Origin of the sequence: Campylobacter coli (assembly GCF_009730395.1) — a bacterium.
Classification (GTDB): Bacteria; Campylobacterota; Campylobacteria; order Campylobacterales; family Campylobacteraceae; genus Campylobacter_D; species Campylobacter_D coli.
Genome location: NZ_CP046317.1, coordinates 414137 through 431192 on the forward strand (window position 1 = coordinate 414137; position 17056 = coordinate 431192).

A 17056-nucleotide genomic window follows, 5' to 3' on the forward strand; every position below is an offset into this window, starting at 1 on the left:
AAGTAGTAATTTAGAACAATTTCATCAAGGATAAACTATGAAAAAATTAAACGAAGAAGAAGCTAGGGTTATTTTAAACAAGGGCACTGAAGCTCCTTTTAGTGGTAAATATAATAATTTTTACAAAAAAGGGATCTATCTTTGCAAGCAATGCGGGTCTAAGCTTTATAGATCTGAAGATAAATTCAAGTCAGGTTGTGGATGGCCAAGCTTTGATGATGAAATCAAAGGGGCTATTAAAAGACTTCCTGATAAAGATGGCATTCGCACGGAAATTGTATGTGCAAATTGCAATGGCCATTTAGGCCATGTATTTGAGGGAGAGGGTTTTTCTGCTAAAAATATTAGACATTGTGTTAATTCCATCTCTTTAGAATTTGTAAAAGGTGAATAATAAATGTTTTCAAATGTAGGCTCTGAGCTTTATTTAATGTTTTTTGCGGGCATAACATTATTGGCTGTGTTAAATCCTTTTGGTAATTTAACGCAATTTTTAGCCATGAGCGATGGCCTACCTTTAGCCCTTAGAAAAAAACTTTTTAGAACTATACTTTATACAGCATTGGCTATTGTGCTTGCTTTTTTATTTTCAGGACCTTTGTTTATGAATTATATTTTTAGGGTTTCTTTAGATGATTTGAGAGTTTCTGGGGGTTTGGTTTTAATTATAATGGCTATTAAAAATTTATTATTTTCAACCAAGCTTGCAACTCAAAGTTTTGATTCTTATCAAGAAGCAAATGAGAAAGAAATTTTACGCCAAAGTTTAATACCTATGGCTTTTCCAATGCTTGTAGGTCCTGGAACCTTAGCTAGTGTGATAGTGATTTCAGAGGATGGTGGATTGGATATAGCTTTTGGAGGTGTGATAATAGCTTTTATTTTTATGTTTGCACTTTTTCATTTTGCTGCTACGATTGAAAAAATTGTTGGAAAGCTTATTTTACATGTCTTTTCGCGTATCGCTCAGGTTTTTATTGTGGCGATGGGGTGTAAGATGATTATAATAGGTATCAAAAATATATTTAACATTTGATTAGACAATAAAAAGTTGATATGAATGCAAATCACAAGCTAATGATAATCAAAAATTAAAAAATAAGTATAAAAATGAAGAGAAGTTATATTTGATTGATTAAGGTGCTAAAATTTGTAAATCCACTTTCTTGATCACATTTTTCTTTTAAAATATTTAAAAATATTTTTCTTTCGATATTTTTAGCTCCCATAAATTCTAAATGTTTATTATAAACTTGACAATCTATGACAAAATCATAGGGTTTAAGAAGCTTGCAAAGTTTGATTAAAGCTATTTTTGAAGCATTTTTTCTAAGGCTTACCATACTTTCTCCAAAAAAAACCTTACCTATAATCAGTCCATAAATTCCCCCAATTAATTCTTTATCCTCATAAAGTTCTAAAGTATGAACGTATCCTTGTTTAAAAAGCTCATAGTAATTTTCTATAAACTCATCATCAATCCAACTTTGAGGACGCGTGTTGCGACACAAATGGATAAGGCTTAAAAAATCATAATCAAGTTTAATTTGATAAAGATTGATAAATTTTTTCATATTTTTTTGGATATGAATTTCGCTGGGATTTAATACACATCTAGGATCAGGGCACCACCAAGTAACGGGTTTGTTGGTCCATGGAAAAAGCCCAAAACGATAGGCTTTTAAGATAAAATCAGGTTCTAGTTTTTGACTTAAAAAAACGGGTGCGTCTTTGGGCGCATCCATAAGTTTAGAATATAAGATCGAGCTTTCCATTTTTATTAAGCTTGATTTTAGCTATCCCGCCTTTTTTAAGTTTTCCAAATAAAATTTCATCACTGATTTTTTCTCCGATTTCTTCGGAAATAATGCGTTTTAATAATCTTACTCCAAATTCTTTATTGTAGGCTTTTTTCGCTAAGTATAGCTTAGCTTTTTCATCAGCAACTAATTGGATATTTTTAAGATTTTTAGAAATTTCATCTAATTCTTTTTGAATGATTTTAACAAGCACAGTATCATCTAGATCGTTAAAATGAAGAATTTTATCAATACGATTGATAAATTCAGGTGCAAAAAAATCTTTAATAGCACGGTTGCTTTTTTCTTCATTTTTGCTTAGGAATCCAAGCTCATTGCTTTCTTTTAGCCCTAAATTTGAAGTCATGATTATAATAGTATTTTTAAAGTCAGCTTTAAGGCCACTATTGTCTGTAAGCTCTGCATTATCAAAGATTTGCAAGAAAGTATTGCTTAAATCAGGATGAGCTTTTTCTATCTCATCAAAGAGGATAAGACTGAAAGGATTTTTTCGAACCGCATTGCTTAAAAGTCCTCCATCTTCATATCCCACATATCCTGCAGGAGAACCTATGAGTTTGCTTATGCTATGTTTTTCTGCATATTCGCTCATATCAAAACGCTCTAAATTTAAACCTAAAAATTCTGCTAAAACTTTGCAAAGTTCAGTTTTTCCAACTCCGCTAGATCCTGTAAATAAAAATACTCCTCGTGGGGTATTTAAATTTTTAAATCCTGCAAAACTTTGTTTTAGGGTCGCAACAAGCTTGTCAATCACTTCATCTTGACCAAATATTTTTGCCTTTAAATTAAGACTTAGATTCATCAAGGCTTTATTTTGATCAAATTCAAACATTTTATGATGATGAGTCATTTTGGCTAAAACTTGTTCTAAATCTTTAATATCGGCATTTTTTTTAGTTTTTGCCTTAAGAACATAAGAAGCTCCAAGCTCATCGATAAGATCTATAGCACTATCAGGAAGGTATTTATCGCTGAAAAATTTCTTGCCCCAAATAACAGCTTGCTGAAGGACTTCATCACTAATTTTAATCTTATGAAAATCCTCATATTTGCTTTTTAAGCCTTGTAAAATTTGAAAAGCTTCTTCTTGGCTTGGTTCATCTACATTGATTTTAGCAAAACGGCGACTTAAGGCTTTGTTTTTATCAAAAGTATTTTTATATTCCATAAAAGTGGTTGCACCTATACATTTTAAAGTGCCATTGCTTAAGGCTGGCTTGAGTAGATTAGAAAAATCTGTATGTGATTCTCCAGTTGCTCCAGCTCCAACTATGGTGTGAATTTCATCTATAAATAAGATAGCATTAGGAAGTTTTTGAAGTCCTTCTAAGACTTCTTTGATTCGTTTTTCAAAATCGCCACGATATTTAGTCCCTGAAAGCAATCCTGCTATATCTAGGCTAAAAATTTTAGCATTTTGCAAATTTTTTGGAACTTTTTTTTCAGCAATGGCCAATGCAAGTCCTTCAACTATCGCAGTTTTTCCAACTCCAGCTTCTCCGATTAAAATAGGATTGTTTTTCTTGCGTCTTGATAGGATTTGTATAATACGCTCAAGCTCGAATTTTCTTCCTATTAAAGGGTCTATTTTACCTTTTTGCGCCAAAAGCGTTAAGTCGCTTGCGTAAGAATTTAAATTTTCTATTTCGCTATTTTGTTTAAAATCTTGAATTTTTTCTAAATTCATACCATGTTTTTGTAAAAGAAAGCTCGAATATGTCCTATCATCTTGGATGAGTTTTTCTAAAAAATCAATGATTTTTATTTCATTTTTATGATTAAGAATTTCATCTAAAACTATAGAATTAACAGGTTCGATTTCTTGATCCAAACTTTGGTTTTTTTCTGCTATATAATTTTTAAGTTCACTTTCTAAAAGTTCAAATTCGGCATCTGCGAGTTCTTCAAATATTGATTTAAAATCTGAACTTAGTTTTAATATAGCAAAAAGCACATGCTCACAAGTTGTAAATTCATGACGATTGATAGTGCTTAAATGTTTAGCATTATCAAGGTATTTTTGTAAATTTTCTTGATATTTCATTCTTCTTCCACTCTAGTTTGTAAAGGAAAATTTGCCAATTTAGCAGCATCAGAAACTTTTTTTTGCTTTGAAAGTGCAATTTCTTGAGTGTAAATTCCACAAATTCCACTGCCATTAAGATGAACCTCTAACATAATTTTATTAGCTGTTTCAAAATCATGGTAGAAAATATTGATTAAAACTTCAATAACAAAGTCCATCGTGGTTACATCATCGTTTAATAATATAACCTTAAACATTTTAGGCTCTTTAAGCTTACTTTTTTCTAATACTTTTAACTTTGGCATTATTTTTCTTTATAAATTTTATCTAAATCATCTTGTATAAAATCTGTTGGAATTTTACCTAAATAAAAATTTGTTGAAGTGTTACTATCCCAATAATTGCTAAGATTTTGATAAATTCCATTTTTCATTACTACTTTAAAAGGCAATTGCTCCATGCTTTGATAATCTATATCTTTTAAAATTTGAGCAATAATACGATCATTTTGCGAATCATTACTTAAGAAATAATAAGCTCCATAATCATCAGCAAATTTTTTAACCGTTTCATCACTTACATCTTCAAAATGTGTTAGCCCCATGATAATAAATTTATTTGAGTTATTTTTCCAAAGTTTGCTAAGCTCTAAAGCTTCTTCTTTGCAAGGAGCGCAAAAAGTTCCAAAAAAATCAATCATCAACACTTTATCTTCCTCGCCTTCAACAATGAAGCCTTTATCGGTTCGAATTAAGGTTTTAGCTCCTCCATTTACGCTATTTAATACAATCTTATCGCCTTTGCTGTATTCTTCAAACATAAAATCATTTTGTATGTCTTCTTGGTGCGAGCAAGCGCTTATAAAAAAACCTATAATGATAAAAAATGACAATATCGTTTTCTTTTTCATACTAGTCCTTTATTTGTAATTTTTCATAGCAGATCTTGCTTCCATATCTGCTTGTTTTTTCTTTAAACTTTCGCGTTTATCGTGCAGATTTTTTCCTTTGGCTAAGGCTAGCGTGGCTTTAACTTTGTTTTTATGGTTAAAATAGAGTTCTAAGACTACCAAGGTGTATCCCTCAATACTAACTTTGCCTAAAAGCTTATCTATTTGTTTGCGGTGCATTAAAAGTTTTCTAGCAGCTCTTTCTTCATGTTTATAATAAGAATGCGTAGTGCTAAGGTGCGATATATGAGCATTTAGCAAAAATAATTCACCCTTAATAATACGCACAAAAGAGTCTTTTAAATTTGCCCTTCCAGCGCGTAAAGCCACGACTTCACTACCCTTTAAAACCACTCCTGATTCAAAGCGTTCTATAATGCTATAATCAAATAAGGCTTTTTTATTTCTAGCAATGACTTTCATTGATGTACCTTAAAAACACTACTTCCGCTTCCACTTAGGAAAAAACCTTGTTCTAAAAAAAGAAACATTTTAGGATATAAAGTTACACAAGGAGTAAATAAATCATTAAGCTGGGTATTTTTAAAAGTTTCTAAAAGTTCTTTCGTGTTTAAATCTTTGTAAATTTTAGCTTCAAGAATGTTTTTTTCAAAATCAATTTCCCCTTTATCAAATTCATCATAAACTTTTTTAGTTTGACAAGATACTTCAGGAAAAACCCATTCTAGGCTCGGTATAGTATCATTAAATTCTTCTATGATTTCACCACATCCGCTTACATTAGCACTTTCAAAACCACTCAAGAAAAAAGCAATATCACTGCCTAGTTGAGTGCTTAATTCTATAAGTTTTTGAGTGCTTAATTTTAAGTTTAGTTCTTCATTAATTAGCATTAAAAAACTTGCGCAATCACTACTACCTCCCCCAAGTCCTGCACATGTGGGGATATTTTTGATTAATTTTAAGCTTTTGGTTTTAAAAAATTCTTCTAATTTATTTTGATAGCCATTTTGACAAAGTAAATGATAAGCTTTTGTGATGATATTATCCTCGCAATTAAAATTGCTAATGATTTCAAAACCTTTAGGAGAATTAGAGCTTTTTTCAACGATACGAATTTCATCAAAAAGGTTTTTTAAAAGTATAAAGCGAGATTCTAAAAGATGATATCGTCTTTTATCAAATCCGACAAGTTTTAAAAAAATATTTGCTTTAGCATATGCTTTCATGGGATCAATTTTTTGCTTAAATCATCTAATTTAACATCGTTTTTTACCACAGAATGTAAATTCTCATCTTTGATTTGAGTAAGGAGTTCTTTTCTTAAAATCATTAGAGATTTTGGAGCATCGATGCCTATTTTGGCATATCCTTTTCCAGTTTGAACGATTTTGATTTCAATTCCTTCACCAATAACAATACTTTCATTTTCTTTTCGCGATAATATTAACATTTTTCAACCTTATTTAAAAGATATTCTACTTTATTTTCTTTAATATTTATAATACTAAAATACTTTTTATTTTCTATATAATAAAAACCCTCATCTTGAAATTTTAATTCTTCCAAGGATATTTTAGTGCCATTTTCAAGTTTTGTTAAATCTTTAATGAAATTGGGCTTTAAATTTAGATATTCTAACACATTTAAGCTTTTTTCGTGATTATAAAAAAATTCTCCCTCACGGGTGCGCTCAAGAGAACTTAAAGTGGCATTAATACCTAATTTTTTAGCAAAAAGCTCACAATAAGATCTTATATAAGCTCCTTCGCTAACGCTTAATTCAAGCTGTAAAAAGGGATGAGTATAATGTATGATTTTGCAAGAGAAAATTTCCATTATACAAGATTTTAACTCTATATTTTCACCTCTTTTGGCAAATTCATAAGCTCTTTTACCTTCTATTCTTTTAGCACTAAATTGCGGTGGAGTATAAGAAATTTTTCCTAAAAGTTCCATTTTGATTTGTTCTAAGAGTTTAATGTCAAAAGCTTTTATAAGCTTTATTTCTTGTATGTTTTTATTATCAAGACTTAGAGATTTAACCCCAAGCCAAAGTGTTGCTTGGTATGTTTTTGGAGTTTTTTTTAAAAATCTAAAAAGCTTAGTGTATTGCCCAAAGGCGACTATTAAAACCCCTTTGGCAAAGGGATCTAAGGTTCCTGAATAACCTGCCTTTTTATTTTTATATCTTTTTTTTATCTGACCTAAAAAAGCATTAGAACTCATTTCCGCGGGTTTAAAAGCAACAAAAATTTTATTCATACGGCTTTTTCCACAAAACTTGCCATAATAATGCGTTCTATCCCGCCAAAATTTATGGTAAGTTTTTCTTCTTTTGCGCTTTTATTGACACTAATAACGCGTCCTATGCCAAAAATTTTATGTTTGACTAGATCTCCTTTATGATATCCTTGTTCGGTTTTGTTTATAGAGATTTTTTTTGTTAATTGACTTTCTTCTAAAAAACGACTAGAGTCTAATTCCGTGCGACTTCCTCGGTAAAAACGAGATTTTGCAATGCTTAGCGATAGACATTTTTTAGCGCGAGTGATAGCCACATAAGCAAGGCGTCTTTCTTCTTCTATATCGCTTTCATTCAAAGGAAAAAATCTTTCTTCAAGTCCTACTATAAATACATGATCAAATTCCAAACCCTTGCTCGCATGCACACTCATAAGATATACACATTCTCCCTCAATCCCATCTTGATCGCTTAACAGTGAAATTTCACTTAAAATATCTTCTAGGGTTGTTTGTGGTTCTTCTTTTATTTTTTCTTTGATGCTTGCATAAAATTCATCAATATTTAATACGCGCTCATCGCCATCCTCTTGAAGAGCGTAAAATTCTTTAAGAGCAAAAAGTTCTTCAAATTTTTCAATCATTTTTTTTAAATCAGAATATTCTCTAAGTTTGTAAATATTTTGTATGAATTTTTTTGCCTCATTTTGTGCTTTTTTAAGAGAAAAAATTCCCACACTGCCATCGCTTTCGCACAATGCTTCAAAGAGTGAAATTTTTCTTTTTTGTGCATAATCTTCTAAATTTTGTAAAGCTTTTTCACCTATGCTTCTTTTAGGCCTATTGATAATGCGTTTAAAGGATAAATCATCATTAGGGTTGATTAAAATTCTAAAATAGCAAATGAGATCTTTGATTTCAAGTCTTTCATAAAAACGCATTCCGCTTAGCAATTTATAAGGAATTTTTTCCTTCATAAAGGCTTCCTCTATGGATCTTGAAAGAGCATTGATACGAAATAAAACAGCAATTTCTCCAGCATAAATGCCCGAATTTAAAAGCTCTTTGATTTTTTTAGCCACCAATGCACTTTCGATTTTTTCATTATCTGAACTTAGAATTTGAATATCTTCACCCTCATCTTTTGTGCAAAGTAGGGTTTTTCCAAGACGTTTTTTATTGTGTGATATTAGGTTATTAGCAGCTTTTAAAATCATACCCACAGAACGATAATTTTGCTCTAATTTAACAAGTTTTACATTTGAAAATTCACTTTGGAAATTTAAAATATTTTCTATCTTTGCACCACGCCAACTATAAATGCTTTGATCATCATCCCCTACAACGCATATATTTTCATGAACGCAGCAAAGATTTTTAAGAATTTTGTATTGTAAAGCATTGGTATCTTGATATTCATCGACTGTGATATAACGATAAAAAGAGCTTTGCTCTTTGGCGAAATTTTGATCATTTTCCAAAAGAATATTGGTCAAAAGTAAAAGATCATCAAAATCTACGAAATTGTGCTTGAGTAAATATTCTTGATAGTTTTGATAATAAATAGCAATTTTTTGCAAGGCTTGGTGTTTGATTTCATTATCTTTTAACAATTCTAGATCATTAAATACATCTTGAACACTTTTACTTTCATTTTTAAAGTGTGAGATAAACTGAAGAATTTGATGAGGGCTAGTTTTATCATCATTAATGAGTTCTTTTAAAATTTTTTTAGAATCATCATTATCGATGATAATAAAATTATTTTTTCTTCCTAATCTTTCTATATGGAGTTTTAAAAACAATAAGCCAAATTTATGAAAAGTGCAAAGTAAAGGATTTTCATTGCTATTAAGAAGGCTTAAGGCTCTATTTTTCATCACACTTGCAGCCTTGTTTGTAAAGGTTAGGGTTAGGGTATTGATAGCAGGAATTCCAACTTCCCCAATCATATAGGCAAGACGCGTTGTAATTGTTTTGGTTTTTCCACTACCTGCACCTGCTAGTATAAGCATAGGGCCATCGATATGACTTGCAGCCTCTTTTTGACTTTCGTTTAAACCTGTAAATAAATTCATTTTTTGAAAATGTCTTTGTTTTTAGGGTTGTTTAAAAAGATATTTTTGGATTTTTGTGACTTTGTATTATCTTTGCGTTTGTAAAAACTAAAATTAACAAACAAAACACTATTTTCAACTTGAATTTGAGTAATTGCTCCAAGATCTACTTTAACATAGCTAGCAAAATCATCAGGACCAAAACCTGCATGAAATTGTATATGATCTTTTTCTAATTGAATGGACTCAAAAGTATATCCTCCAAGGACAAATAATGCAAAAGGATTTTGTTTAACATCCAAATTTTCAGGCAACACAGGATCAAAATCAATAAAATTTGTATTAGCCACTATAGAAAATTCTATATTTTCTTGGATTAAGATTGAAAGTAAATCATAGCAATTTTTTTGCATTAAAGCAATGAAATTTTCATTTTCAAGAATTTTTTCTATCATTATTTTAGCCTCATAAATTCATCGATAAGTTTTTTGATTTCTACTATACCTATTTCCCAAAAGCTTTTATCTTCTATATCAAATCCAAACATTCCCACAAGTTCTTTTGGACTCACGCTTCCTCCAAGAGAGAGCATTTTGATATAAAGTTCTTTAAAATTGCTACAAGCATTGCTCTTGTAAAGCCCATAAAGCGCGAGTACTAAAAGCTGGGCATAAGCATAAGCATAACAATAAAAAGGGCTATGGATAAAATGAGGAATATAACTCCACCAAAGGGCATAATTTTTACTTAGTTCCACGCTTTCACCAAACATTTTTTGAGATTCTTCCATCCAAATTTGAGAAATTTCTTCACTTTTTAGCTCATTTTCATTAACATGAATGCGTCTTTCAAAACAAGTGAAATTAATCTGTCTATAAAGAGTGGCAAAAATATCTTCGATTTTTGCAGCATAAAGCGCTAACAATTCTTCTTTTTTGAGCTTGTTTTTAACATAATCAAATACCAACATTTCAGCAAACACTGAAGCAGTTTCAGCTGTAGTTAAAGGAGTATTTTGATTTAAAAAAGAAACATTATAAGAAAGTTTTTGATGTATGGTGTGTCCTAACTCATGAGCAAGCGTAAAAAGATCGCGCCTTCCATCTGTATAATTTAGCAAGATAAAAGGATGAGTATCTGGGGTAGCTGAATGTGAAAAAGCACCACTTTGTTTTTTATCTTGTGGATAAACATCTATCCAACCCTTTTTAAATGCTTCTTTTGCAATATCTCCAAAAACAGGAGAAAAATCATAAAAAGCATTTAAAATGATTTTTTTACTTTCCTCAAAACTGAATTTTGCCTCTTTGCCAATGGGTGCATAACGATCATAATCTTTAAGTTTGTTAAAGCCTAAAATTTGTTTTTTTCTTTTATAGAAATTAGATACGAGGTAAAAATGTTTTTGCGTGGTTTGAATCAGCGAATCAACACTTTGTTGGGTGATTTGATTTTGCAAGTGCCTTGGAGTTTCTGCGCTTTCATATCCGCGTAATTTGCAGATATTGTTTAATTCTGTTTTGATCATATTGAAAATAAAAGTGAGTAAATTTAAATTTTTATCAAGAGCTTTGGTAAATTTTTTAGCGGCTTTTTTTCTTATTTTTCTGTCATTATTGTAAAGCTTGCTTAAAATTTCTTCCTCGCTAAGCTTATTGCCTTCGAAAGGAATTTTTAATGCAGTCATGCTTTCATCAAATAATCTACTAAAAGCATTAGCTCCTGTGTTTGAAAGATAAAGCATTATGCGTTCTTCTTTTTGGCTTAGATTATAGCGTTTATTTTGAAGAAGATTTTGCAAGTAAAAATCATAGCCTTTGCAAAATTTAATCAATTCTTTAGTTTTTTCTTCACTAAGTTCACAAAATTCTAATTCAAAAAATAATAAATTTTCTTCTATTTTTTTACATTCTTGTTCATATTTAGTATAAAAAGAACCCTTGGAGCTATCCTTAGCAAAGCATAAATAAGCATAAGTCATAATTTTTGAGAGTATTAAATGTAAATGTTCGTATTCTTTTAAAGCGTTTAGAAAATCATCAGGGTTTAATTTATCTAAAGTAGTAGAATAATTTTTTTTGAATTCTTTAGATTGTTGAATATAGTTTTGCGTTGTGTTTTCTAATTCATCTTCGTTTTTAAACAATACTCCCAAATCCCAAGTTAACATATTTTCTCCTTAGCTTTCTAAAATCAATTTTTTTAAAACAGCCATTCTGATAGCAACGCCATTTTTAACTTGTTTTAAAACTAAAGCTCTTTCATCATCCATCACTTCATCGCTTATATCGATATTTCTATGTACAGGGCCAGGATGGAGCAAGATGAGTTTTTTATCTTTAATCAAATCAAGCTTGATACAAAAATCATTTGCATAATCTTTTAAAGAACCATAAATGATTTTATTATGTCTTTCTGTTTGTGTTCTTAAGCTCATTATAATATCGGTTTTTGAGATTAAATCTTCATTTAAAGAATAAGATTTTTTTAAAGGTGAATGAGGCATAAAATGGGGCGGTGCCACAAAGGTGATATCTAAACCAAATCTTGTTAGAAGCTCAGCGTTTGAAGAGGCAACTCTTGAATTTTTAATATCTCCTACGATTAAGATTTTTCTACCCTTGATATCACCTTTAAAATGTTCATAAATTGTAAAAAGATCAAGTAGGGCTTGAGTAGGGTGTGCATGTTTGCCATCTCCACCATTTACAACAGGACAATGCATATGAGAAGCTAAAATATGAGGTACTCCTGAATTTGCATGTCTTACTATGATAGCATTAGGACTCATAGCGTCTAAATTAGTCGCTGTATCATAGAGTGTTTCGCCTTTACTAGAGCTCGATCTTGAAACATCAAGGCGTAAAATTCTAGCTCCTAGTCTTCTTGCGGCACTTTCAAAGGATGAGAGTGTACGCGTGGAATTTTCAAAGAATATCGTTGTAACACTTTTGCCTTCGAGTAAGGTTCTAGGTTTTTCATCTAAAAAATTTCTTGCTTCTTCAAAAAGCTCCATTATTTCATCATTAGTAAAATCTTTTGTTGTGATGAGATGCCTCATTGTATTTACCTTATATCGTAATTTAACTCATCTTTAGAACAAATAGCACTAAATAAAACATCTGTTGAGCTATTTAATGCCGTTTCAACACTATCTTGTACTACGCCTATGATAAACCCTATTGCAACTACTTTCATAGCGATATCATAGTCTATGTTAAATAAAGAGCAAGCTAAAGGGATAAGTAAAAGCGAACCGCCCGCTACGCCACTTGCGCCACAGGCTGCAAAAGTAGCAATAATGCTTAATAAAAAGGCTTGCAAAAAACTTACTTGTATGCCAACGCTATGTGCGGCACTAAGGCTTAGTATAGCTATGGTTACTGCTGCACCTGCCATGTTTATGGTTGCTCCAAGAGGGATGGAGATACTATAAAATTCTTTATTGATTCCAAGTTTAGCACAAAGTGCCATATTTACAGGAATATTTGCAGCTGAGCTTCTTGTAAAAAAAGCAAAAAAAGCGCTGTGTCTTAAGCAGATAAAAATCAAAGGAAAAGGATTTTTTCTAGTATAAATGAAAACAATTAAGGCATTGATTACAAAAGCAACAAAAAGCATAGTAAGTACAAGCAATACTAAGAGTTTTGCGTAGCTTAACAATCCTTGCGCTCCTGTTTGTGCCACAGAATTAGCCACCAAACCAAAAATTCCAAAAGGAGCGAGTTTTACTATAAATTTAACAATTTTTAAAACCCCTTCATTGATATCTACAAAAATTTGTTTTGCTTCTTGCGAGCAATTTTTCAAAGCTATACCACCGCCTATTGCCCAAGCTAAAATTCCTAAATAATTTCCACTTGAAAGTGCATTGATAGGATTATCTACTATATTTAAAAGTAAATTCTTAAAAATTTCATTTAAATGCATAGGAGAAGTATTTTCTGCTTTTTGAACTCCTTCTAGGACTAATTCCACAGGAAACATAAAACTTGCAATCACTGCACAAGCTGCTGCTAAAAAAGTTCCTACAATATATAAAATGACAATATTTCTTATCTTAGAACTACTTTGAGAAAAATCTCTCGTACAAATCGAAGTTAAAATGAGTATAAAGACAAGAATAGGAGCTATAGCTTTTAAAGCATTGGTAAATAAAACTCCCAATAAATTGACAACTTCAGCTATTTCCTTAGAGCTTATTCCTACGAGTATGCCTAAAATTATACCTGCGCAGATTTGAAGGATTAGACTACCTTTGGCGTAGCTTTGAACTAGTTTTGAGAACATAAGAACCTTTATTATTTTGAAATTTGATGCAATATATCGGACTTGATTTTAACGAACTTTTGCTTAATTTTAGTGAATTTTTTAAAGCATTAAGCTTGAATAAATTTATTTGAGTTAGAATTGTAACTCATTTTTTATGAAAGGACTTTTTATGTATCTATTCACTTCAGAAGTCGTAAGCGCAGGTCATCCAGATAAATGCGCTGATATAATCGCTGATACAATAGTGGATATACTCTTGAAAAATGACAAAAATTCAAGGGTGGCGAGTGAGGTTTTTGTCGCAGGAAATAAGGTTGTGATAGGAGGAGAAGTTAAATCAAATCACAAGCTTAGTAAAGCCGATTACGATAATTTAGTTAAAGATGTTTTGAAAAATATAGGCTATGATGGAGCAGGATATTTTAGTAAAGAACAATGTTTGCATCCTGATGAAGTCGATGTTATGGTATTTTTAAATGAGCAAAGCCCTGATATTAATCAAGGTGTAGATCAAGAAGATGGTGAAACAGGTGCTGGAGATCAAGGTATTATGTTTGGTTTTGCAAGTTGTGAGGCTAAAGAGTATATGCCAGCAGCTATAAGCTACGCAAGAGCGCTTTGTGATAAGGTTTATGCTTATGCAAAAGCTCATCCGCAAGAGTTGGGTGTAGATATTAAAACTCAAGTGACTATTGATTATGGTACAAAAGCTAATTTTGAAAATTGTAAACCGCAAAGTATTCATACTATCGTTGTTTCTGTACCTTGCGTTGAAAGTATGAAAATAGAGGATTTAAGAGCTTTAGTAAATAAATTGATCCTAGAAAGTGATTTACCAAAAGAACTTTTTAATCCTGAAAAAACTAGAATTTTGATCAATCCAACAGGAAAATATGTCAATCACTCTTCTTTACATGATAGTGGTTTAACAGGAAGAAAACTTATAGTGGATAGTTTTGGAGGATATGCTCCTATAGGAGGGGGTGCGCAATCTAGCAAGGATTATACCAAGGTTGATAGAAGTGGACTTTATGCGGGCAGATGGCTTGCTAAAAATATAGTCGCAGCAGGACTTGCTAAAAAATGTATAGTTCAACTCAGTTACGCCATAGGTGTTGCTAAACCTACTTCTGTAAGTGTAGATTGTTTAGGAACCAATACAGGGGTAAATGATGATGTTTTAAGTGATTTTGTAATGAAAAATTTCTCTTTAACCCCAAATTGGATTCGTGATAAATTTGGTCTTGATAAACCTAGCAAAGACACTTTTCTTTATGCTGATGTAGCAGCTCGCGGACAAGTAGGACAAAAGGATTATCCTTGGGAAAAACTTGATGCTATAGATCAATTTAAGACTTTAATTAAATAAGCCTTGTTTTTCAAGGCTTATCATACTTTAAATTTCATCTTAATATAAAACCAATTTAAAATTCAAACTTCATCAATAGACTTATTGAGATTGTAAAAGAATATATAGGCAAAAGTATCCACGATACAAGGTATGATAGTCCATTTCTTATGAATATGAAAAAGACAGAAAAAGCTTATTTATAATCGCAGAAAGAAAAACAGACAAGCGATTGTTTAAATATCTAATAAGAGATTTTAAAGATTTAAAGGCTTTATAAAAAGTAAAGGATAAAGCCGAAGAGTTATTTTATCTTGATAGTGAGATGGTTGAAAACTCTAAAAAAATGCAAGGGATATTAAAAGGCTTGATAGATAAAAATAATTCTTAAGCCTTAATATCTATGCTTTTTGGTGCAGAGTTTAAAGAAAGAATTTTATTAAATTCTCCTGTATCATCATCGCTAAACTTCATACCAAAAAGAATTTCTAATTCATCGCTTGTGCCAAATTTATTTTCCAGTAGCTTTTTTAAAAGCTCATTCATTTTATTATCATCTTTATAGGTTTCGCTTGAACTTTGCGCTTGTATAGGTTTAAATGGCTTTTCTTTGTCTTCTTCTAAAGTTTCTTTGTTATTTGTATTTTTTGTAGGATTGTTTAAATTTTCTTTTTGTTCTAGTATTTTTTGTTTAAAATCATCAATGCTCATATCTGAATTTAATAAATCAAAAAGCTTAAAAATATCTCCTTTAAAATTCATACTATTTTCACTTATGAATTTGTTTAAATTATCAATTTCACTTTGACTCATAGTTTTATCAAATCCTTGCATTTTGCCTAAAATACTTGTTTGTCCTTCGATAAAATAGTTTTTTGCTTGAAATCCAGTAAAGAAAGTCATAAAAATACCACTTTTTGTTATAGTTTTATCATTATTACTATAAGGAGTAGGATCTATTAAAGAATATTTAAAAATATCACTTTTATCATCAAGTGAGAAAAAAGTCATTATTTTTATATTATGGGAAGTCGGAGAGTAATTTTGATAATTAGACATAAAATCTTTATACTCTTTATCATTTAAATTATATTTTTTATTTATCTCCAAAGTATTTTGATTAAATTCGAAACCTTGTGGTATTTTTACTAAGTCTTCTTTTGCAAAATTGATTTTATTGTTTAACTCATCATTTAAAAGTTGTGAAAATACTTTATAAGCATTTCCTATACTTTTTGCTATATCAATATTAATATAACTTGATAATAGACTTTTTGTTTGAATATTAACAAAATTTTCTATATCTTTAGCATAAATCTTATAATCTTTTGGTAAGCCTGCAGCTTCGTTAAAATCGCTTGTAAAAAAGCCATTCTCATCTACTCCATAACCTAAAACTTTATTTACTGCCCCAGATTTATCGCTTACAAGGTTTGAAGTTTCATTTACAGTGTTAGATGATTTTGTATTTGGAGTATTATTGCTAAAAGTATTTGTATAATTGTAGCTTGAATAGGAATTTATACCATTAATCATCTTTGCCACCTTATAAATAAAGTTTTATTTATAAAGTAAATCGGCAAAAATGATTTTTTCTTAAGTAAAAATTGTATTTAATGAGGAATTCCTGCTGTTAATCCACCATCAATCAAATAAAGTCCACCAGTTATAAAACTTGCCTTTGGACTTGCTAAAAAATAAATCAGCTCGGCTACTTCATTGGCTTGTCCTACTTTTTTTAAAGGATATTTTTCTGCTTCATTTTGCCAATAAAAATCTGTATTTCCACCATGTGTAATGTTGGCAAAGTCTTGAAATAATCTCTCTGCCATCGGTGTTTTGATAGTTCCTGCACATACAGCATTTACTCTAATTTTTGGCGCTAAATCTAAGCTTAAAGATTTTGTTATTTGTCCTAAAGCACCTTTTGTAAGTCCGTATGCAAAGCTATTTGGCTTTCCTACAAAACATTAGTCAGAGGCATTGATTACAATACTTCCGCCTTCTTTTTTCATATGAGGAATGGCGATCCTCATGGTGTTTACATAGCCATAAATATTGGTTTGAATAATCAAATCAAGCTCCTCATCGCTAATATCAAGAATGGTATTGCAGCGATGAATTCCTGCATTTAAAGAAATTACATCAAAATTTCCAAATTTTTCTAATGCTCTAGCGACAGCATTTTTAATATCTTCTTTATTTTTTGTATCTCCTGCTATAAATAAGACATCTTTTAAATTATTCGCTATTTTTTGTCCTTCTTCTTGATTGATATCCATAAAGGCTACTTTATAGCCTTCATTATGAAATTTATGTACACAAGCATTGCCAATACCAGTAGAGCCTCCTGTAATAAATACAACTTTATCCATA

At 30.7% G+C, this 17056-nt stretch carries 17 protein-coding genes and 1 pseudogene; 3 read left to right on the forward strand and 15 right to left on the reverse strand.

Features of this window, described 5'->3' with window-relative positions:
• Positions 1 to 37: 37 nt before the first annotated feature.
• Together FOC43_RS02060 and FOC43_RS02065 are read left to right on the forward strand one after the other, a co-directional pair.
• Entirely contained in the window at positions 38 to 394 is a 357-nt protein-coding gene (locus tag FOC43_RS02060) for a methionine-R-sulfoxide reductase (RefSeq protein ID WP_002783702.1), read from the forward strand.
• Positions 395 to 397: 3 nt separating this feature from the next.
• Complete coding sequence (locus FOC43_RS02065; RefSeq protein ID WP_002777185.1) at positions 398 to 1036, forward strand: MarC family protein; 639 nt, start codon at positions 398 to 400, stop codon at positions 1034 to 1036.
• An 85-nt stretch (positions 1037 to 1121) separates the two neighbouring features.
• On the opposite strand, the gene aat is transcribed toward FOC43_RS02065, so the two are convergent.
• Genes aat through sstT form a run of 13 tightly spaced genes read right to left on the reverse strand, consistent with a single transcriptional unit; the run spans position 1122 to position 13350 of the window.
• Complete coding sequence (aat, locus tag FOC43_RS02070; RefSeq protein ID WP_002777184.1) at positions 1122 to 1775, reverse strand: leucyl/phenylalanyl-tRNA--protein transferase; 654 nt, start codon at positions 1773 to 1775, stop codon at positions 1122 to 1124.
• Positions 1750 to 3867 (reverse strand): AAA family ATPase, encoded by a 2118-nt coding sequence (locus tag FOC43_RS02075; RefSeq protein ID WP_002783705.1) that lies wholly within the window; start codon positions 3865 to 3867, stop codon positions 1750 to 1752. The genes aat and FOC43_RS02075 overlap by 26 nt, the downstream gene beginning before the upstream one ends.
• On the reverse strand, positions 3864 to 4154 hold the full coding sequence (locus FOC43_RS02080) for an ATP-dependent Clp protease adaptor ClpS (RefSeq protein ID WP_002777182.1): 291 nt from the start codon (positions 4152 to 4154) through the stop codon (positions 3864 to 3866). The genes FOC43_RS02075 and FOC43_RS02080 overlap by 4 nt, the downstream gene beginning before the upstream one ends.
• Positions 4154 to 4759: a TlpA disulfide reductase family protein gene (locus FOC43_RS02085; protein ID WP_002777181.1), complete on the reverse strand. Its 606-nt coding sequence runs from the start codon at positions 4757 to 4759 to the stop codon at positions 4154 to 4156. The genes FOC43_RS02080 and FOC43_RS02085 overlap by 1 nt, the downstream gene beginning before the upstream one ends.
• A gap of 9 nt (positions 4760 to 4768) precedes the next feature.
• Positions 4769 to 5221 (reverse strand): SsrA-binding protein SmpB, encoded by a 453-nt coding sequence (smpB, locus tag FOC43_RS02090; RefSeq protein ID WP_002777180.1) that lies wholly within the window; start codon positions 5219 to 5221, stop codon positions 4769 to 4771.
• Entirely contained in the window at positions 5218 to 5988 is a 771-nt protein-coding gene (locus tag FOC43_RS02095; RefSeq protein ID WP_002783708.1) for a 4-(cytidine 5'-diphospho)-2-C-methyl-D-erythritol kinase, read from the reverse strand. Before FOC43_RS02095 ends, smpB begins: the two co-directional genes overlap by 4 nt.
• Positions 5985 to 6212, reverse strand: a complete 228-nt coding sequence (gene csrA, locus FOC43_RS02100) for a carbon storage regulator CsrA (protein WP_002777178.1) — start codon at positions 6210 to 6212, stop codon at positions 5985 to 5987. The genes FOC43_RS02095 and csrA overlap by 4 nt, the downstream gene beginning before the upstream one ends.
• A complete protein-coding gene (truB, locus tag FOC43_RS02105; RefSeq protein WP_002777177.1) occupies positions 6206 to 7024 on the reverse strand; it encodes a tRNA pseudouridine(55) synthase TruB in 819 nt (272 codons plus the stop codon). The genes csrA and truB overlap by 7 nt, the downstream gene beginning before the upstream one ends.
• Positions 7021 to 9081 carry an ATP-dependent helicase gene (locus FOC43_RS02110; RefSeq protein ID WP_004283915.1) on the reverse strand — a complete coding sequence of 687 codons (2061 nt, stop codon included), beginning with the start codon at positions 9079 to 9081 and terminating at the stop codon, positions 7021 to 7023. Before FOC43_RS02110 ends, truB begins: the two co-directional genes overlap by 4 nt.
• Positions 9078 to 9515: a hypothetical protein gene (locus FOC43_RS02115; RefSeq protein ID WP_002777175.1), complete on the reverse strand. Its 438-nt coding sequence runs from the start codon at positions 9513 to 9515 to the stop codon at positions 9078 to 9080. Before FOC43_RS02115 ends, FOC43_RS02110 begins: the two co-directional genes overlap by 4 nt.
• The gene (locus tag FOC43_RS02120; RefSeq protein ID WP_002783713.1) at positions 9515 to 11230 is read right to left on the reverse strand and encodes a M3 family oligoendopeptidase; all 1716 of its coding nucleotides are present in this window, start codon (positions 11228 to 11230) and stop codon (positions 9515 to 9517) included. The genes FOC43_RS02115 and FOC43_RS02120 overlap by 1 nt, the downstream gene beginning before the upstream one ends.
• Before the next feature lie 9 nt (positions 11231 to 11239).
• Positions 11240 to 12121, reverse strand: coding sequence for an aspartate carbamoyltransferase catalytic subunit (locus FOC43_RS02125; protein ID WP_002777170.1), 882 nt, complete (start codon positions 12119 to 12121; stop codon positions 11240 to 11242).
• Between the two features lie 5 nt (positions 12122 to 12126).
• Complete coding sequence (sstT, locus tag FOC43_RS02130; protein WP_002782167.1) at positions 12127 to 13350, reverse strand: serine/threonine transporter SstT; 1224 nt, start codon at positions 13348 to 13350, stop codon at positions 12127 to 12129.
• 151 nt (positions 13351 to 13501) lie between these two features.
• Here sstT and metK point away from each other — a divergent pair, with 151 nt between their 5' ends.
• Positions 13502 to 14701, forward strand: a complete 1200-nt coding sequence (gene metK / locus FOC43_RS02135) for a methionine adenosyltransferase (RefSeq protein ID WP_002777165.1) — start codon at positions 13502 to 13504, stop codon at positions 14699 to 14701.
• 366 nt (positions 14702 to 15067) lie between these two features.
• On the opposite strand, the gene FOC43_RS02140 is transcribed toward metK, so the two are convergent.
• Together FOC43_RS02140 and FOC43_RS08955 are read right to left on the reverse strand one after the other, a co-directional pair.
• Positions 15068 to 16216, reverse strand: coding sequence for a Cj0814 family flagellar-dependent secreted protein (locus tag FOC43_RS02140; RefSeq protein WP_032685566.1), 1149 nt, complete (start codon positions 16214 to 16216; stop codon positions 15068 to 15070).
• 77 nt (positions 16217 to 16293) lie between these two features.
• A pseudogene (locus tag FOC43_RS08955) lies at positions 16294 to 17055 on the reverse strand (SDR family NAD(P)-dependent oxidoreductase).
• Position 17056 lies beyond the last annotated feature (1 nt).

Coding starts and splice junctions, on each gene's coding strand:
- sstT (WP_002782167.1), bottom strand. CDS start 13,350: ATGTTCTCAAAACTAGTTCAAAGCTACGCCAAAGGTAGTCTAATCCTT.
- FOC43_RS02140 (WP_032685566.1), bottom strand. CDS start 16,216: ATGATTAATGGTATAAATTCCTATTCAAGCTACAATTATACAAATACT.
- FOC43_RS02120 (WP_002783713.1), bottom strand. CDS start 11,230: ATGTTAACTTGGGATTTGGGAGTATTGTTTAAAAACGAAGATGAATTA.
- csrA (WP_002777178.1), bottom strand. CDS start 6,212: ATGTTAATATTATCGCGAAAAGAAAATGAAAGTATTGTTATTGGTGAA.
- FOC43_RS02085 (WP_002777181.1), bottom strand. CDS start 4,759: ATGAAAAAGAAAACGATATTGTCATTTTTTATCATTATAGGTTTTTTT.
- FOC43_RS02110 (WP_004283915.1), bottom strand. CDS start 9,081: ATGAATTTATTTACAGGTTTAAACGAAAGTCAAAAAGAGGCTGCAAGT.
- truB (WP_002777177.1), bottom strand. CDS start 7,024: ATGAATAAAATTTTTGTTGCTTTTAAACCCGCGGAAATGAGTTCTAAT.
- smpB (WP_002777180.1), bottom strand. CDS start 5,221: ATGAAAGTCATTGCTAGAAATAAAAAAGCCTTATTTGATTATAGCATT.
- FOC43_RS02075 (WP_002783705.1), bottom strand. CDS start 3,867: ATGAAATATCAAGAAAATTTACAAAAATACCTTGATAATGCTAAACAT.
- FOC43_RS02125 (WP_002777170.1), bottom strand. CDS start 12,121: ATGAGGCATCTCATCACAACAAAAGATTTTACTAATGATGAAATAATG.
- FOC43_RS02060 (WP_002783702.1), top strand. CDS start 38: ATGAAAAAATTAAACGAAGAAGAAGCTAGGGTTATTTTAAACAAGGGC.
- FOC43_RS02080 (WP_002777182.1), bottom strand. CDS start 4,154: ATGCCAAAGTTAAAAGTATTAGAAAAAAGTAAGCTTAAAGAGCCTAAA.
- aat (WP_002777184.1), bottom strand. CDS start 1,775: ATGGAAAGCTCGATCTTATATTCTAAACTTATGGATGCGCCCAAAGAC.
- FOC43_RS02115 (WP_002777175.1), bottom strand. CDS start 9,515: ATGATAGAAAAAATTCTTGAAAATGAAAATTTCATTGCTTTAATGCAA.
- metK (WP_002777165.1), top strand. CDS start 13,502: ATGTATCTATTCACTTCAGAAGTCGTAAGCGCAGGTCATCCAGATAAA.
- FOC43_RS02095 (WP_002783708.1), bottom strand. CDS start 5,988: ATGAAAGCATATGCTAAAGCAAATATTTTTTTAAAACTTGTCGGATTT.
- FOC43_RS02065 (WP_002777185.1), top strand. CDS start 398: ATGTTTTCAAATGTAGGCTCTGAGCTTTATTTAATGTTTTTTGCGGGC.